At 62.9% G+C, this 16,764-nt stretch carries 18 protein-coding genes; 6 read left to right on the top strand and 12 right to left on the bottom strand.

Going from position 1 to position 16,764, the window contains the following annotated elements; genetic code table 11:
- The first annotated feature begins 6 nt into the window (after positions 1-6).
- Positions 7-1,911, top strand: a complete 1,905-nt coding sequence (locus ADN01_RS04545; RefSeq protein ID WP_062420043.1) for an ABC-F family ATP-binding cassette domain-containing protein — start codon at positions 7-9, stop codon at positions 1,909-1,911.
- 37 nt (positions 1,912-1,948) lie between these two features.
- Positions 1,949-2,626, top strand: a complete 678-nt coding sequence (locus ADN01_RS04540; RefSeq protein ID WP_201778632.1) for a YbhB/YbcL family Raf kinase inhibitor-like protein — start codon at positions 1,949-1,951, stop codon at positions 2,624-2,626.
- Between the two features lie 13 nt (positions 2,627-2,639).
- Here the strand turns inward: ADN01_RS04540 and ADN01_RS04535 are convergent, their stop codons facing one another.
- The 11 genes from ADN01_RS04535 to ADN01_RS04485 all read right to left on the bottom strand — a co-directional run bounded on the left by ADN01_RS04535 (position 2,640) and on the right by ADN01_RS04485 (position 11,554).
- Complete coding sequence (locus ADN01_RS04535; protein ID WP_062419996.1) at positions 2,640-3,092, bottom strand: hypothetical protein; 453 nt, start codon at positions 3,090-3,092, stop codon at positions 2,640-2,642.
- Positions 3,093-3,096: 4 nt separating this feature from the next.
- Positions 3,097-3,672, bottom strand: a complete 576-nt coding sequence (locus ADN01_RS04530) for a TetR/AcrR family transcriptional regulator (protein WP_062419997.1) — start codon at positions 3,670-3,672, stop codon at positions 3,097-3,099.
- 119 nt (positions 3,673-3,791) lie between these two features.
- Complete coding sequence (locus tag ADN01_RS04525; protein WP_062419998.1) at positions 3,792-4,583, bottom strand: hypothetical protein; 792 nt, start codon at positions 4,581-4,583, stop codon at positions 3,792-3,794.
- 254 nt (positions 4,584-4,837) lie between these two features.
- On the bottom strand, positions 4,838-6,082 hold the full coding sequence (locus ADN01_RS04520) for an MFS transporter (RefSeq protein ID WP_062419999.1): 1,245 nt from the start codon (positions 6,080-6,082) through the stop codon (positions 4,838-4,840).
- A gap of 123 nt (positions 6,083-6,205) precedes the next feature.
- Positions 6,206-7,027, bottom strand: coding sequence for an NAD+ synthase (locus tag ADN01_RS04515; protein WP_062420000.1), 822 nt, complete (start codon positions 7,025-7,027; stop codon positions 6,206-6,208).
- Positions 7,028-7,044: 17 nt separating this feature from the next.
- The gene (locus ADN01_RS04510) at positions 7,045-7,914 is read right to left on the bottom strand and encodes a nitrilase-related carbon-nitrogen hydrolase (RefSeq protein ID WP_062420001.1); all 870 of its coding nucleotides are present in this window, start codon (positions 7,912-7,914) and stop codon (positions 7,045-7,047) included.
- Complete coding sequence (locus ADN01_RS04505; protein WP_075070959.1) at positions 7,911-8,633, bottom strand: prolipoprotein diacylglyceryl transferase family protein; 723 nt, start codon at positions 8,631-8,633, stop codon at positions 7,911-7,913. Before ADN01_RS04505 ends, ADN01_RS04510 begins: the two co-directional genes overlap by 4 nt.
- 92 nt (positions 8,634-8,725) lie before the next feature.
- Positions 8,726-9,382 carry a 5-oxoprolinase subunit PxpB gene (pxpB, locus tag ADN01_RS04500; RefSeq protein WP_062420003.1) on the bottom strand — a complete coding sequence of 219 codons (657 nt, stop codon included), beginning with the start codon at positions 9,380-9,382 and terminating at the stop codon, positions 8,726-8,728.
- A 110-nt stretch (positions 9,383-9,492) separates the two neighbouring features.
- Positions 9,493-9,945, bottom strand: a complete 453-nt coding sequence (locus ADN01_RS04495) for a hypothetical protein (protein ID WP_062420004.1) — start codon at positions 9,943-9,945, stop codon at positions 9,493-9,495.
- Positions 9,946-10,184: 239 nt separating this feature from the next.
- On the bottom strand, positions 10,185-11,012 hold the full coding sequence (locus tag ADN01_RS04490; RefSeq protein WP_062420005.1) for an ABC transporter permease: 828 nt from the start codon (positions 11,010-11,012) through the stop codon (positions 10,185-10,187).
- A complete protein-coding gene (locus ADN01_RS04485; protein ID WP_062420006.1) occupies positions 11,012-11,554 on the bottom strand; it encodes a PadR family transcriptional regulator in 543 nt (180 codons plus the stop codon). The genes ADN01_RS04490 and ADN01_RS04485 overlap by 1 nt, the downstream gene beginning before the upstream one ends.
- 174 nt (positions 11,555-11,728) lie before the next feature.
- Between ADN01_RS04485 and ADN01_RS04480 the strand changes: the two genes are divergently transcribed.
- Genes ADN01_RS04480 through ADN01_RS04470 form a run of 3 tightly spaced genes read left to right on the top strand, consistent with a single transcriptional unit; the run spans position 11,729 to position 14,528 of the window.
- A complete protein-coding gene (locus ADN01_RS04480; RefSeq protein ID WP_062420007.1) occupies positions 11,729-11,974 on the top strand; it encodes an acyl carrier protein in 246 nt (81 codons plus the stop codon).
- Between the two features lie 4 nt (positions 11,975-11,978).
- Positions 11,979-13,664: a fatty acyl-AMP ligase gene (locus ADN01_RS04475; protein ID WP_062420008.1), complete on the top strand. Its 1,686-nt coding sequence runs from the start codon at positions 11,979-11,981 to the stop codon at positions 13,662-13,664.
- Positions 13,665-13,703: 39 nt separating this feature from the next.
- The gene (locus ADN01_RS04470) at positions 13,704-14,528 is read left to right on the top strand and encodes an alkaline phosphatase family protein (RefSeq protein ID WP_062420009.1); all 825 of its coding nucleotides are present in this window, start codon (positions 13,704-13,706) and stop codon (positions 14,526-14,528) included.
- On the opposite strand, the gene ADN01_RS04465 is transcribed toward ADN01_RS04470, so the two are convergent.
- A complete protein-coding gene (locus tag ADN01_RS04465; protein WP_062420010.1) occupies positions 14,525-15,877 on the bottom strand; it encodes an FAD-dependent oxidoreductase in 1,353 nt (450 codons plus the stop codon). The genes ADN01_RS04470 and ADN01_RS04465 overlap by 4 nt on opposite strands.
- Positions 15,878-16,104: 227 nt before the next feature.
- On the opposite strand from ADN01_RS04465, the gene ADN01_RS04460 reads away from it, so the two are divergent.
- On the top strand, positions 16,105-16,749 hold the full coding sequence (locus ADN01_RS04460; protein ID WP_062420011.1) for a hypothetical protein: 645 nt from the start codon (positions 16,105-16,107) through the stop codon (positions 16,747-16,749).
- The last annotated feature ends 15 nt before the right edge of the window (positions 16,750-16,764 follow it).

Below are 16,764 nucleotides of genomic sequence, written 5' to 3'. Positions count from 1 at the left end.
GCGCGTATGCCCGTTCTTTCTGCCCACGGCCTGGCCAAATCCTTCGGAGCCGAAGATATTTTCAGCGACGTGTCTTTCACCGTCCCCCACCGCGCCCGCATCGGCCTGGTGGGGCCAAACGGAGTCGGAAAGACCACCCTGCTGCGCATTTTGATCGGCGAAGATGAAGCCTCGGCGGGCGGCGTGCATTTCGCCCGCGGGCTGCGCTTCGGCTACCTGCCCCAAGAAGCCCGCCTGGACTCGGATTTGAGCCTGTGGGACGAATGCCTGAGCGCGTTTGCCCCCCTGCTGGAGATGCAGGCTGAACTCACCCGCCTGGAAGCCCAAATGAGCGATGAGCGCCGCGCCGAGGCCGCCTTAGAAACCTACGGCAAGCTGCAGGCCGTCTTCGATCAGCAGGGCGGCTACACCTACGAAACCCGCATCCGCCAGACCCTCACCGGCCTGGGCTTCAGCGAAAATGACTACCGCCGCCCGCTCACCCAGCTTTCCGGCGGCCAGCGCACGCGGGCATTCCTGGCGCGGCTGCTGCTGGACGGCCCCGATCTGCTCCTGCTGGACGAACCCACCAATCACCTGGATATCAGCGCCATCGAATGGCTGGAAAGTTTCTTTAAAGACTGGGACGGGGCCGTGGTGATCGTGTCGCACGACCGTTACTTCCTCGATCAGGTCGCCAGCACCATCTGGGAAATGACCCCCTCTCTGGAAGTCTTCCGCGGCAATTACAGCGCCTACCTGCTCCAGCGCGAAGAGCGCTACCAGCACCGCCTGGATGAATATGAGTCGCAGCAGGCGTTCATTGAAAAAGAGGAAGACTACATCCGCCGCAACATCGCCGGGCAGAACACGCGTCAGGCCCAGGGCCGCCGCAAACGGCTGGAGCGCATGTTAAAAGAAGTCAAATCCATGCCGCGCTACCAGACCCGCAGCATGCACCTGCGCCTGTCCCCCGCCGGGCGTTCCGGTGATCTGGTGCTGCGCACCTACGCGCTCAGCGTGGGCTACGCCGACGAAGGCAAACCCCTCTTCCAGGTCCCCGACCTGATTTTGCAGCGGGGCGAATGCGCCGCCATCATCGGCCCCAACGGCGCGGGCAAGACCACCTTCCTCAAGACCGTGCTGGGGCAGATCCCGCCCCTGGGGGGCGAGGCGGTGCTGGGCTCCAGCCTGAAGATCGGCTATTTTGCCCAGGCGCACGAAGGTCTGCACCCAGACTGGACTCTCATGCAGGAAATTGAGCTGGCCTCCCCCGGCATGCTGCCCGCGGAAATCCGCGACTATCTGGCCAAGTTCCTGTTCACCGGCGACGACGTTTTCAAAACTATTGACACCCTCTCCGGCGGCGAACGCGGGCGGTTGGCGCTGGCTATTCTGTCCCTGAGCGGTTCCAATTTACTGCTGCTGGATGAGCCTACCAACCACCTCGATCTGGCCACCCAGGAAGTGCTGCAATCCATCCTCTCCAGTTTCCCAGGGACCATCCTGCTGGTGTCGCACGACCGTTATTTGATTGACGGCCTGGCCACGCAGATCTGGGAGGTGCTGCCCGAAGAAAGCAGTCTGCGCGTCTTCCCCGGCAGCTACAGCGAATACCGCGCCGCGCGCCAATCCGAAAGCGCCGCCGCGGCCGCGCCGGTGGCCCCTCAGGCCGTCAGCGCCCCGCGCCCCGCGGAAAGCGGGCTGAGCAAAATGGAGCTGAAACGCCGCCAGCAGCGGCTGGAACGCCTGGAAGGGGAAATTGCCGCCCTGGAAAAGCGCCTGACCGAAGTTGCCCGCCAGTTGGAAATTCCCAGCGGCGACGCGGGCCGCATTCATGAGCTGTCGCGGGAATACGCCCAGATTCAGCACCATCTGGAAAAGCACATGGAAGAATGGTCGCGGCTGAGCGAAGAAGTGCAGACCGCCTGACCCCCGCTGCCCCTACCCGTTTTCAATGGAGGTAAAGATGAAACCCTGCACAAACCGCTTCCTCTTGGGTTTGGGGTTGGCCCTCTGTCTGTTGGCCAGCGGCTGCGCCGCGCCCGCGCCAACCCCCACGGCTGTCGTCCCCACCGCCGCTGCCCCGTCTGCCCCCACCAACCAACCCAACCCAACCATTATGCCCACCATCCCGCCCACCAGCGCCCCCACCGTTCCCGCCCCCGCGGCGGCCGAGTGGCTGCTCACCAGCCCGGCCTTTGCGCCCGAAGGCGCCATCCCCAAAGATTACAGCTGCCTGGGCGCAGACCGCTCCCCCGCCTTAGCCTGGGGCGCGCCGCCCGCCGGAACGCTCAGTCTGGCCCTGGTGATGGACGATCCCGACGCGGTGCCTGTGGCGGGGTATGTGTGGGACCATTGGGTGATCTTTAACCTGCCGCCTGAGGCGCAGGGCCTGCCCGAAGGCCTGGGCCGCGGCGCGCAGCTGCCGGACGGCAGCCAGCAAGGCCTGAACAGCTTTCGTCAATTGGGCTACGACGGCCCTTGCCCGCCCGCGGGCCAATCGCACCGCTACGTGTTCCGCCTGTACGCGCTGGACACCCGTTTGACCCTAGGCGACAAAACCAGCAAAGCCGACCTGCTGCAGGCCGCGGAAGGTCACATCCTGGCACAGACTGAACTGGCGGGGGTCTTCCCCGCCCCATAAACCTCCCCCACCCCTACACCTGGGGGATGATCTGGTAATACACCGAGCCTGGCAGCGAACGCCCGGTCATGAAGCGCATGGCGAAGGATTGGGCGTAGCGCTCGGCCTGCTCCACACTCTCCCATTCGTAATAACCCGAAAAGTCGCCGGTCAGCGGGTTCACCAGCCACAGCTTGGAACGAAAACCCGGCAGGCCGAGGATGAAGAGCATCGGCAGCCAGGAAAACAACTGGTTGGCCTGCACCGACATGTTGGCGATGTGAAAGCGCGGGCGAAAGACCGCCCCCGGCGCGCGCGCCGCCCCCGCCGGCGGGTCCACAATCACCTGGCGAAAGATCACCCAGCGCTCGCCGTCCAGGCTGATTTCCTGCCCCAGCCGCTGGCGGGGGAAATGCACCCGCCCGCTCAGGAACAGCCGCAGGGTGTTAAAAAAAGCCGGTAGGGGGTGGAACGTCCGGTTTTGCATGGTTCTACTCCTTGAGAATCCCGTGTAAAAAAATCTCTTTCACCGCGGCAAACAGCTCCGCCGCGGAAACGGCGTCATCTTCCAACGCCGGATGCAGCAGCACATCCACCACAGCCGATTGAAAATAGGCGCGCAGCACCGCCGGACGCAGCCCAGGCCGCAGCCGCCCTTGCTGGCGGGCCTGCTCCAGCAGACGGTCAAACAAGGCGTTGACGGCGGCGCGGCGAGCGGCGTTAAACTCGGCAAACAGCTCCGGTTCCAGTCGCTGCAGCTCGTGCAGGCGGGCGGGGAAATGGTCGTGGGGCAGGGCCGCAAAGGCCGCCGCGATCTGCTCCAGCACGGCATCCGGGGAGGCCTGCGGGGGCAGGTTTTCCAGGGCGGCTTCCAAAATCTCCACATAGCGCCAAAAGGCGGCGCGGAGCAGCTGGGCACGCCCAGGAAAGTAGCGGTACACCGTGACGCGGGTCAGCCCGGCGGCGGCGGCCACATCTTCGGCGGTGGTGCGTTTCAGCCCGTGCTGCAAATAAGCGTGCAGCGCAGCCTTCAGGATGCGGTCGCGGGTGGGGGAGCTGCTGAGCATGATACAAATATAACATTATTTGTATCAAATGTAAATATGCAAGTTAAGGGGGACGTAATGGCAGCCGCCGCCGTGGCGGTATTGCGCACGGCGGCGGGCAGATGGTGCGTAACCTTTTGCTAGGAACCCGGCTGGCTGATGCCGATCAAGTAATCAGCATCCCTGGCGGAGTCAGTCACATACAGGTGCGGCGGCATAATCCCCTGCTTCATAGCCTCTTCGGTAAACGTCTTGAACACATCCTGCATCCAGGATCCCCCGGCTCTGTCGATAGATACGGAAACGATGTGCACCGGGTGGCCCAAGGACTGGTTGGCCATGCTGTGAACCACCTCAGTCATGGATTTCATCATTTTGCTTTGGTTGAGCACAAAAAACTCGCCGCTGAAGGGAAGGTCGGCAGAGGCAGTCTTTAGCTCCAGCAGCACTTCGGGGCGGATGGATCCGCGCCTGACCTTGTGGATGAAGGGCTGCGGCCTGGCCTGGAAGAGCGTATGCAGCGCATCCATCAGGCTGGGGTTTGGGCTGGAAAAGAAATAGTACGGCTGAAGATAGGCCTCAGTCTCTTTCCTTTGGGCTTCTTTGAACCGGGCCTGTCCTTCTGGAGTCAGATTTTCGGGCTGCTGCGAGGGCGTCTCGATCGGGTGACGGCGCGCCCGCAGCCCCTTGAATAAGCCCCCAAGCCCAGGGAAGATCATGATGGCCCCGCTGACGGTGAAGATGTACACAATGACCCGCCAGAAGATGGAAGTAATCTTCATGGGAACGGCAAAGACAATCAGGCCGATGCAGGCCGCGCTCAACAGGAGGGTGATGATGATTTCGAGCCAGCGGCCGCGCCCGCAGTAGGGACAGTTGTACTGCGCTTTTTGACCGTCATATTCCTTTTTACAATTTGGACAGGTTTCCATGGCTGAAAATCCTCCGGAAGCAGGATAACCTTTCTTGGCCCATTGGCCGAAAAACACACCTCTGAAAATTTGCCGGAATGGTAACGCCAGGGGAGAATGGAATGCTTATTGCTGATTTCACTGTAGCACTTTTCTCGCGCGATTTTTATCACAATCTTCAATGCAGCCGAACCCCCCGGCGGCATACTTCATCCCAAAAGAAAATCCCCCTGCGCCAGCACAGCGCAGGGGGTAAGCCTTCACTTATTAACCGCTCAGTCCGCGTGGGCGGGCTGGGCCTCTTCCCCGTTATAGCGCGGCAGCTGCGGCCAGCGCAGCGCCACCAGACCCACCCCAACCATGCAGGCCAGCCCACCGCTGACAATCGCAAAGGGCGTGCCGAAGGCCTGCGCCACCAACCCGGCCTCAATTTCGCCCAGCTGCGGGCCGCCCTGGAAGAAGACCTGATTGATGCCCACCATGCGCCCGCGAATATAATCGGGGGTTTGCAGTTGGCGGATGGTGTTGCGCAGGATGGTGGAAATGGAATCGCCCGCCCCCACCAGCACCAACGCCAGCAAAGCCCCCCAATAGGTGCGCGCCAGGCCAAAGGTGACCGTGGCCAGGCCAAAGGCCGCCACCGCCACCAGCAAAAGCTGCCCCTGCCGCTGCACCCGCGAACGCTGCGAGAAGACCAGCCCCACCATGACCGCGCCGATGGATTGGGCCGCCACCAGCCAGCCGTAGGCCACCTCGTTCACACCCAGCACGTCGCGTGCCACAAAGGGCAGCAGCGTGTTGGCGGAGGAGAAAAAGGTGGCGATGAAATCCAGGATCATGCTGGACAGGATGATGGGGTGGCCAAGGATGAACTGCGCCCCCTCGCGGATGGAGCTCAGGCTGCCGCGCAGCCCTTCCACCACCACGCTCTTTTGCTGGGGGATGTTTCCCATCAGTACCAGCGCGATCAGCACCGCCAAAAACGACACCGCATTGATCCAATAAGCGTATTCCTGCCCCAGATAGCCGATCACCAGACCGCTCAAGGCCGGCCCGGCGATGGCCCCCGTGTTCGAGGCGATGGACTGCATCCCATAGGCGCTGGGCAGCACCTCGCGCGGCACCAGATTGGGAACCAGCGATTGGCGCGCAGGCAGGTCAAACGCCAGGGCGGTGGCCTGCAGGCCAGTCAGCAGGTAAATATGCCAGATTTGAATCTGCCCGGTAACGGTCAGCAGGCCCAGAGCCGCGGCCGTGGCCATCATGGTCGTCTGGGTGATAAAGAGGATCTGGCGGCGGTTGCGCGTGTCGGCCAGCACCCCGCCAAAGGGGGCCAGCAGCAAAATGGGCAAAAAGCGCGCCAGGCCGATGCCGCTGACCACGATGGGCTGATCGCTCAGTTCGCGCAAATGCCACAAGAGCGCGGCGGTCTGCATTTGAGACCCGGCCACAGACACCAAAAGGCCCAGCCAAAGCAGGGTGAAGGGGCGGTAACGTAAGGCAGGCGGGAGACGCAGCAAAAGAACCTCTTTTTAGGATGTGTCAAAATGGGGGCAAAGCCTGGAACCGCAAAATTATACCCTGGATTGGGAACAATCCAGGGCAGGGTGAGCAAGTTACAGATTTGAAAACTGACCGGCGGCTCAGGTGCCCCAATCGCGCAGGTACAGAAAATCATACCCGATGGTGCGCTGGGAGAGCTTGGCGATGGGCGGCAGCACGCGCTTGAACTGGTTGCGCTGAATGCGGCGCACCACCGCGCGCACAAAATCCGCCGCAAAACCGGCCTCAATGCACTCCTCAGGCGTAAAGCGCTGATCCACCAGCCGCAGCAGCAGGCGGTCCACCTCGGCATAGGTGAAGCCCAGCTCGTTCTCATCCGTCTGCCCCGCCCACAGATCAGCCGAGGGCGGCTTGGCCACAATGCCCTCGGCGATGCCCATATCGCGCGAAAGCTGGCGCACCTGGGTCTTATATAGATCCCCCAGGGGGTTGAGGGCGCAGGCCGAATCGCCGTACAGGGTGGAATAGCCCAGGAGAATTTCGGTCTTGTTGCCAGTGCCCACCACCAGGCCGTTAAAGGCCGCCGACTGATCGTAAAGCACGATCATGCGCTGGCGGGCCATGATGTTGCCCTTGCGCATGGCGTTCATATCCGCGAAGCGCTCAAAAAGCGGCTCCACCATGTCGGTAATCTCCACCGTCAGCGACTGCACCCCCAGCGCGTCAATCACCCATTGGGCGTGCTCCAGCGAATCGGCCGAAGAGCTGCGGTACGGCATGCGCACCGCCAGCACGTTCTGCGGGCCGAGGGCCTCCGCCGCCAGATAGCAGGATAGGGCCGAATCGATACCGCCCGACAGGCCGATCACGGCCCGTTCAAAGCCCATGCGGGTGATTTCACTGCGGATGAAACCGGTCAGCACCTGGCGGGCCACCGCGGAGTTAATGTCCAGTTCGTTCATGCGTCCCTCGCGTCCATTTAGCGGCCTGAGGCGTTCGCCCGGTCGTTGAGTATGCGGTTCATTTCACGCTGCACCAGAGAGGTGCGTTCGTCGCGCAGCAGCGGCAGGCGCGCACGTGTGCGGTGGAGCTGGTTCAAATCCACCTCGCACAGGGTCAGCGCCTCGTCAAAATACGGCCCGCGGGCCAGGGTCTCACCGTTGGGGTCATACACCGCCGCCCCGCCCCAAAAGTTCAGGCCGTCCTCATAGCCCACGCGGTTGGTGTGGGCCACGAAGGAGGTGAACAGGCTGGCATAAGCCTGGTTGATGTGTTCCACCCAGCGGGAGGTTTGCAGTTGGGGGGTCGAATCCAGGCCGCGGCTGGGGGAGGCCGACAGGAACAGGAACAAATCCGCGCCGTCCAGCCACAGCAAATAGGGCGGCGAGGCGTGCCAGAAATCCTCGCAGATCAGCATACCCACGCGGCCAAAACGGGTGTCGAAGGCCTGCACGGCATCGCCCCAGGCGAAGAAGCGGCCTTCATCAAACAGGCCGTAAGTGGGCAGGTACACCTTACGGTGCACATGCACCACCTGCCCGCGCGAAAGGTAGGCCGCGGCGATGTAAAAGCGGTTGCGGCGGTCTTCTTCCACAAAGCCCACCACCAGATCCAGCTTTTGGCTGGCCTCCAACAGGGGGCGGAACACGGGGTCGTCGCTGTTGGGGCGGTGCGACACGGTCGGCACCAGATCCTGTAAGACATAGCCAGTCAGCGACAGTTCTGGAAACACCAGCAAATCCGCGCCTTTGGCGTGGGCTTCCTGAATCCAGGCCAGATGCTTCTCCAGGTTGGCGTTCACGTCGCCAAGCCGGGTGTTGATTTGTGCCAATGCCAGAGTCATTTTCATGTTTGCGGGCCACCTTCCCATTCAGAGGGATTCCATTTGCGGCGGGCCAGCACCAGCGTGCCCAGCCCACCGGTAAGGATCAAGATCACTGCCGTCCAAGTGTCCAAAGTCAAACCCAGCCAGCTCCAATCCGGCTGCGCACGCAGACCTTCAGCCAGCAGCAGGCTGAGCCCCAGGGCCAGCGCCGTCCAGGCCGCCCGCGCCCCCGGGCGTACCCAGCGCTCACCCGCCGCCGTGAGCAGCCCCAAAAGCAGGGCCGCCAGCAGCTGCGCAGGCACGCGGCGGGCCGTCACCCCCAGCTCATCCGGTGCGGGCAGCCCCCACCCTGCCGCAGCCCCCGCCCCAGCCCCGTGCAGCCAGGCCCCCAAGAGGGCTGCCGCCGCCAGGGGGAAAGCCAGGCGCGCCAGATCATCCAGCCAGGGCCGCAGCGCCCAACGGCCGCGCTGCGCCGTCCACAGGCCCGCCCCCAGCCCGACCAGCAGCGCCCCCGGCGCGCTCAGACCGCCCGCGGGCAGCATGATTATTTCTACGGGATGGGCCTGAAAATAGGCGCTGTGGCTGAACACAAACCCCAGCCGCGCCCCCGCCAACGCACCAACAAGCACCCACAGGGCCCCGTCCACGCGCCGCAGGGCCTCATCCGGGGCGGCGGCCTGAGCCACCCGCCACAGCCCCAGAGCCGCGCCCACACCCAGAAAGAGAGCATAGCTGTTCTGCATACTTAGTGTATATCTTACCACAAAGTACCCCGCCAGGGAAATATCTGTGCGGGGAACGGCGGTCTCAGCAGAAAGAGGGTCAGAGGCTGGGGTCAGGCGCGCACAAAGCGCACTTCATCCCCTGGGCTGAGCAGCGAAGGGGGCTGGGCGGACAGATCAAACAGGGGCAGCTGCGTGCGGCCGATGATGCGCCAGCCGCCCGGCGATTCCAGCGGGTACACGCCCGTCTGCGGCCCGGCGATGCCCACCGACCCGGCCGGAACCCGCGCGCGCGGGGTTTCCAGGCGCGGCGCGGTCAGGCGGACGTCCATGCCGCCCAGGTAGGGAAAGCCAGGGGTAAAGCCGATGAAATACACCGTGTAGGTGGGGGCGGTGTGCCGCCGGATGACCTCATCCGCGCTCAGGCCGGTATGCGCGGCCACAAAGACCAAGTCCGGCCCGAATTCGCCGCCGTATATTACCGGGATCTCCACACAGCGCGGCGCGGCGCTGGCTTCGTCCTGCGTCTGGGCAGCCTGTTTGCGCACCCAGGCCAAGATCTGGTCATAGGTCAAGAGCAGGGGGTCGTAGTGAATCAACAGGGTGATGTAACCCGGAACAGCCTCGCCCACACCCGCCAACGGCTGCTGGCGCAGGCGCTGGGCCAGGGCGTGCACGCGGCGGTTGGCAGCCGCGTCCATCTGCTCGCCAAAGCGCACCAACAGGGCTGAATCACCCACCGGAACGTAAACAGGAGCCTGCGCAGACATGCCCTGATTATGCCATAAGCCGCGGGCACGGGGGGCAAAATCCGCGCCGCTTCGTTCTTAATATCAAAGCGCCCCGGGGTTCCCAGGGCGCTCTCAGGTGTTGGAGGGGGTCAGGCGTTTTCCCACACGATCACCTCCGCTTCGATGAAGGCCTCACCCAGGGCGCGCGCCACCGAAACGCGGTGATGACCGTCGCGAACGTAATACAGGCCGTCTTTCAGGATCAGGGTAACGGGGGGCAGCCCGCGCCCCTGCAGGCGCGCCAAGGCCACCGACAGCCAGCGTTCCCGATTATGCGAACGGGTGGGACGAAATTCGGAGTCGAAATCCTGCCCGCGGCTCTCGGTGCCGCACACCAGTTCCACCGGCACTTCAGTGAGGCCGCCGTAATGTTCGCCGTGCAGTCCGCTGCCGCAGACTTCATCATTCAGCTGCGCCAGGCAGGTGCAGTGGCGGGTGATGCGCGCCAGGATCTGGTTCCAGGTGGCCCTGGCGGCTTCGCGCTCAAACAGGCTGTTGGCCGTTTCATCTAAATTTTTGAGCTGCACATTTCCGTAAGTCATCGCTGCACTCCTTCGTCACTCATTCAACCGGCCTTCTTTATACATCCAGGCCAATAAAAAGTCGCCCGCCCTCCGGCGGGTTTGAGGGGCGAGGGATTCGCCAGGCCATCTGGGGGGTAGCAAGCCCGATCGATGGCCCAACGCACGCCCGATCGAGTGATAAAAACACCCCCCTGAATGGGGGGCGTGCAGCAGGCAGGGGGAACCGCACCGATCACCTGGCCAGCCAGGCAGGGCGGCTAATCCACCGGATTTTGGGATTCGAGATGATTATTGAGGTAATTTTTGACGACAGCCAGGATCAGGAAGGAGGTGCCGATCAGCAGGGCAGAAAGAGTCAGGGCCACTTTCAGGTCCAGCTCAAATCCAAGGTAGATGGCCAACGGCATGGTTTGAGTGCGCCCCGGGAAATTACCGGCGAAGATGATGGTCGCGCCAAATTCCCCCAGGGCGCGCGCCCAGGTCATCACAATCCCCGAAAGCAAGGCATGCCAGGCGATGGGCAGCATGATGAAGCGAAAGGTTTGCACGCGGCTGGCCCCATCCAGGGCCGCGGCTTTCTTCAGTTCGCAGTCCACCCCCGAAAAGCCCAGGGCCGCCGAGCGGATGTAGAGGGGCGCGGCCACGAAGGTCTGAGCCAAAACCACCGCCGCGGGGGTGAACGGCAGGCTGAGGCCCAACTGCGCCAGCCAACTGCCCACCAGCCCCTGCCGCCCAAAGGCCATCAGCAAAGCCACGCCCGCCACCGCCGGGGGCAGCACCGTGGGCAGGTCAATCAAAATGTCCAAAAAGCGGTAGAGCGGCGTTCGTCGGCGGTAAATCAGATAGGCCACCGGCGTGCCCGCCAGCAGGGTCACCAGCACGGTTACCAGTGAGGTTTGCAGGCTGAGGGTGATGGCCTTCACCACCTGGGCTTCCCGCAGACTCTCGCCGATGTCCGCGGGGGTCAGGCGCAGGAACAGAGCCGCCAAGGGCAAGATGACAAACAGCAGAAACGGCGCGGCCAACAGCTGCCAGCCGCTTTTACGCAGCCGGCGCAGGAGGCCGGTTTTAGAAACAGCCTCCATCAGGACAGTTCCCCTTCCAGCTCAGTCAGCCAGGCCAAAGCCGCCCGCACCTGATGAACGCGGAAGGCGTGGACGCTGCGGGGAAAATGCGCCTCGGGCGCTTCAGCGTTCAGGCGAGCCTCCAACCGCCCGGCCCACACCTGGCAGCGCTGTGTTTGAGCGGCGATCAGCCCGCGGGCAATTTCATCTCCGGCGCAGCGGGCAAAATACAGGCGCGCCAGAAATTCCTGGCGCAGATCGCGAACATGCTCCACCGGCGCCGAGCGCCAGGCGTACAGCCGTTCGCGGCCCAGGGGGGTCAGGTCGTACTGTTTGCGCGGCGGGGTGTATTCTTCCAGCAGGGGCTGCGAGCGCACCAACCCGTGCGCCTCCAATTTATCCAGCAGGGCGTACAGTTGGCTTTGCTTCACCTGCCACAGCATCGCCAGAGGGGAATCGCCGGAAAGCTGCTTATGCAGATCATAGCCGTGGGCCGGGCGGGCGTCCAACAGGCCGAGCAGGATAAATTCCAGGGTCAGGGGGGCGGCGGGACGAGGGGACATGCAGCCTCTACTCAGAAAATGATGATACTGTACTATACCACAACCCGCGGCAGGGCGCGGGCGGGGCTGCCCCGCTCAGGGGCAAGTATGATAAACTAAGGCATCGCCAGACCGGAACGCCGCGGTTTTCCCCCGTCCGGCGCGGCAGCCATCCCACCCCGGATAGGAGTCAGCATGAGCGACGAAATGATCTCGCAACTGGCCGATTACATCGCCAAAGATATCCTCAAGCAGCCCAAGCGCAGTCTGCGCCCGGACGAGTCCCTGTTAAAGAGCGGTCTGATCGACTCGTTTCACCTGGTTGATCTGGCTTTGTTTGTGGAAGACACCTTCAACGTGCATCTCGATGATTCGGAGCTGAACGCCGACAGTTTTGACACCCTGGCGGCGCTGGCCGAACTGATCCAGGAGCGGCAATAGACTCATGACGACCTTTGCAGAAGTTTTGCGCCAATACCACCGGGAAACTCCCGAGCGGGTGTGTATGGTTTTACAGCACAGCGGCCAGGAAGACCGCAAGGTCACCTACCGCGAACTGCTGGAAGGGGCCAACGCCCACGCGCGCAGCCTGCAGGCCGCCGGCATCCAGCCGGGCGAAGTGGTCATCCTGATCCTCCAGCACGGCAGCGATCTGGTGTTCTCCTTCTTTGGGGCGGTGCTGCACGGGGCCATCCCCTCCATCATGCCTTTCCTCACCGAAAAGCTGCTGCCCGAACGCTACCGCGCCGACCTGGCCTCGCTGGTGTCCATCACCCGCCCGGCGGCCATCATCACCTACCCCGAATTTGAAGCCGAGGTGCGCGCTGCGCTGCACCCTGGCGATTCGGTGCGGGCGGTGTTGCTTGCCGATCAGGTGGAGCCCCCCTCTGCGCCCGATTTTGACCAGCTCCAGGGGCTGCGGCGCACCCCGCAGGATATCGTCCTGCTCCAGCATTCTTCGGGAACCACCGGCCTGCAGAAGGGCGTGGCCCTTTCGCACCAGGCGGTCTTTAACCAACTGGCCGCCTATCAGCAGGCCCTGCACCTGGACCCTGAGCAGGATGTCATCGTCAGTTGGCTGCCGCTGTATCACGATATGGGCCTCATCGCCGGATTTTTGCAGCCGGTGCTGACGCGCACCCTGCTGGTGATGATGTCGCCCTTTGAATGGGTGCGCGCCCCCCAACGCCTGCTGACCGCCGTATCCCAATACCGCGGCACGCTGAGCTGGCTGCCCAACTTTGCCTATAACTTCTGCGCCCAAAAAATTCGCGACCGGCACCTGGAAGGCGTGGACCTTTCCAGCTGGCGGGCGGTGATCAACTGCTCGGAACCGGTGCGCTACGAAAGCCACCGCGCCTTTTTGGAGCGCTTTGCCCCCCACGGCTTCCGCCCTCAGGCCCTGGCCGCCAGCTACGCCATGGCCGAAAACGTGTTCGGCGTCACCCAGGGCGGCATTGACGCCCCCCTGACGGTGGACATCATTGACCGCGAGGCCTTCCAGGTGGAACGGGTGGCCCGCCCCTGCGCCGACGGCGAGGGCGCCTTGAAAATGGTCTCCTGCGGGCGGCCGCTGAGCAACACCCAGGTGCGCATCCTCTCCGCCGAGGGCCAGGAACTGCCCGAACGTCACGTGGGCGAGGTGGCCCTGCACAGCGACTGCATGCTGACCGGCTACTACAACCGCCCGGATGAAACCGCCAAGGCCTTCCGCGGCGAGTGGTATCTGACCGGCGACTACGGCTATCTGGCGGATGGGGAATTGTACGTCAGCGGGCGCAAGAAAGACCTGATCATCGTGGGCGGCAAAAACATTTACCCCCAGGACCTGGAAAATCTGGCGATGAGCGTCCCCGGCGTGCATGCCGGGCGAGTCTCTGCCTTTGGCGTGGACAACCCCGAAGCCGGTACGGAAGACGTGGTCATCGTGGCCGAGGTGGACAGCGAAGATCCCCAGGTGCGCGAGCAGATTGCCGACGGCATTCGTCAGGCGGTGACGCGCGGCTCAGCCGTCGCCCTGCGCAGCGTGTACCTGGTGGGGCCGCAGTGGCTGGTGAAAACCAGCAGCGGCAAGAACGCCCGCCTGGCTAACCGCGAAAAATTCCTGAAAGAAACCGCCGAGCAGGACTGACCCCCCGCAGCGAATGCTGCACCCCCCACAGGAGCCGCCATGAGCGCACCCGCTGAGAAAGTCATCTTCATTGTTGTGGACGGTCTGCGGCGCGACACGGCCCATGCCCAGCTGGCCGAGTGGGAACGGCGCACCGCAGCGGGCGAGGCCACGCGTTTGGATCTGTGGGGAGAGCTGCCGGGGCTGTCGCGCCCCATGTACGAAACCCTGCACACCGGCCTGCCCCCCCAAACCCACGGGGTGCTGCACAATGCCCAGACCCAGCCTTCGGCCTTCCCCAATGTGTTCCAGTTGGCCGCCGCCCACGGCAAAGTGACCGCGGCCGCCGCCTATTTTTGGGTCTCCGAGCTGTACAACCGCTGCCCGTTTGACCGGGTGATGGACCGCGAAGTGAATGACCCCAAACTGGCCATTCAGCACGGGCGTTTTTATATGCTGGATGAATATCCCGACGAGGAATTGATTGACACCGCCGCCTATCTGGTGCGGGCCTACCAGCCGGATCTGCTGCTGCTGCACCCCATGGGTGTGGACGATCTGGGGCATAAATTTGGCGGGCGCTCGCCGGAATATAACCAGCAAGCCGCCCGCATGGACGGCTGGATCCGCGCTTACTTGCCGGAATGGTTATCCCAGGGGTACAGCGTCATCCTGACCGCCGATCACGGCATGGACGACGGCGGCAGCCACGGGGCCGACATCCCTGAATCGCGCGCCCTGGCCTTCTATGCCCTGCGCCCCGGCCGTCCTGGCCGCGGGGCTGCGGCGGGGCAGTTTTCACAGCTCAGCGTGGCCCCCACCCTGTGCCGCCTGTTGGGCCTGCCCATCCCCGCCACCATGAGCGCCCCGCCCCTGGAGCTTTAGATATTTTCGTGCGCCATCTGAATGGCGGTGATCATATCCTCCACGCGGTCAAACTTAAAATCCTCCACCCCCAGGCGTTTGGCGTGTTCCTGCTCAAAGCTGTGCAGGCGCAGCACGGCCTGCTTATCCACAATAAATTTCCCCAAAGCGCGCACGCGGGCATGCACCTTATCCAGCGGCAGCTCGTCCATCAGCGGCTGGGTAGCCAGATAACGGTTCACCGCCTGGGCGCCCTGCGTGCCGTCCTTACGGGCTATGCCCACCAGGCCGGTGCTGGCGCGGCGCGCCCACCCGGCCACAAACACATCCAGAATCGGCAGGTGGGTTTGGGGGTCCTCCACCTCATAGGTGATACCCTCCACCGGATAGCGCGGCTGGTGGGCTTTGACAAATTCGTTAGCGGCCACCGGCAGGCCAAAGTGGTCGTCCACCCGATCGCCGATGGCAAAGATGACCGTGTCCACCGGCAGCACCTCGGTGGTGCCCAGGCCGCGCGAACGCACATCCCCGTTTTCAAGGAAGAGGGTGTTGTGTTCCACCTCCAGCCCGCACACACGGCCCGCAGAATCGCCCAAAATACGGCGGGGCGAGAGCAAAAAGCGCAGCCGGAAGCGCGAAGGTGAATCAAAGGGCACCGAACGCGCCACCGCGTTGTGCAGCAGCTCCTTCACCTTGTCGGGGTCTTCATCCAGCGAACGCATCAGCTCAGACCAATGGTCAATTTCACCTTCAATCTGGGGGATATCCATGTGCGCCCCCACCGCCTCGACTTCATTCTTATCAAATTTGATCTCCCCGGGGCCGCGGCGGGCGATGGCCCACACCTCCTGCACACGCCGCCGTTCCATCAAATAGTGGGAGATATCCATCATCACGTTGCCCACCCCAATCACCGCCACGCGCTGGCCAATTTCATAGTGCTTTTCGCTGAAGGGCGGCAGATGGTTGTAGTGGTAAACCAGGTCTTTGGCATGGTACACACCCTGCAGGTCCTCGCCCGGCATCCCCAGCCATTTGGTGCCCTGCGCCCCCACCGTCACCAGCAGGGCCTGAAAGCCCAATTGACGCAAATCGTCCAGGGTCAGGTCTTGATCTTCGCCGACGGCCACGTTGCCAAAGTATTCGATATTTTCCATAAAGAGGATCTGGTGAAACTGTCCCCGCAGGCCGGTTTTCATCTTGTATTTATCTGGGTAAATGCCGTACTCGGCCAGCCCCCCGGGTTTGATGTCGCGGTTAAAAATGACCACATAGTGTCCCTGATTGGCCAGTTCACGGGCGGCAAACAGCCCCGCCGGGCCGGCCCCAATGACGGCTACCAGATGTTTTGGCTGGATGTTGCTGGTCAAGGCGTCCTCCCAAGGGTAAATTTAGAGCAAGTTTCCAGAAGTTCTCCAATTTACGGATAAAAAAATATGACACTGATTACTTCAGCGCGCCTCGCGCCGCCGCATGAACCTTAAGCAATTATAACGCCAATCCATTTTCCAAATCAACCAGTCTATGCTATATTTCAATCAGACCAGCTCTGCCCAATTCTTACCGTTAGCGAGGCCGGGCTGGAGGAGGATGACCTATGGACGCATTTCCAGCCGAACCCCCCCCCTACCCCCCCCAGGCGCCGCGCGCCAAACGGCAGGTCGCGCCAGCCTTTTGGACGGTCGCCAGCGTGCTGTCGCTGGTAGTCAATTTGGTGCTGATCATTCTGGTGATCGCCCTGGCTTCGCAGGTGTTCACCCTTAAACGCCTCATCACCGAGCAGCTCTTGGGCGGCCTGTACAACAATTTCGTGCTGATGGACGAAGCCCGCATCCAGACCACCATCGCCATTGACGAAGAAGTCCCTGCCAAATTTAACCTCAAGCTCAACACCGACACCACCGTGGTGCTGACCGAAGATACCCCCATTCAAGGCGCGCGCGTCTCGCTCAGCACCGGCGGAATGAGCATTTACAGCGCCCCCACCGATATCATCCTGCCGGCGGGAACCAACCTGCCCATTCATCTCAAGCTCACCGTGCCGGTGGATAAGATGATCCCGGTGCAAATGGACGTGAAGGTGGATATCCCCCTCAAAGAAACCGACCTGCACGAACCCTTCGTGGGCCTGCAGGAGGTGGTCGGCCCCTACTACCACATGCTCAACGAAACCCCCAACTCCTGGGGCGAATTGATCTGCGGCAAGCGCAGCGGCAGCCTGTGCCGCCGCTTGATCCCTTAACGAAAGTGGGAGTGC

Source organism: Levilinea saccharolytica, assembly GCF_001306035.1.
GTDB lineage: Bacteria > Chloroflexota > Anaerolineae > Anaerolineales > Anaerolineaceae > Levilinea > Levilinea saccharolytica.
The sequence above is the reverse complement of the archived record's forward strand: the minus strand, read 5'-3'. Positions and strand labels throughout refer to the sequence as shown.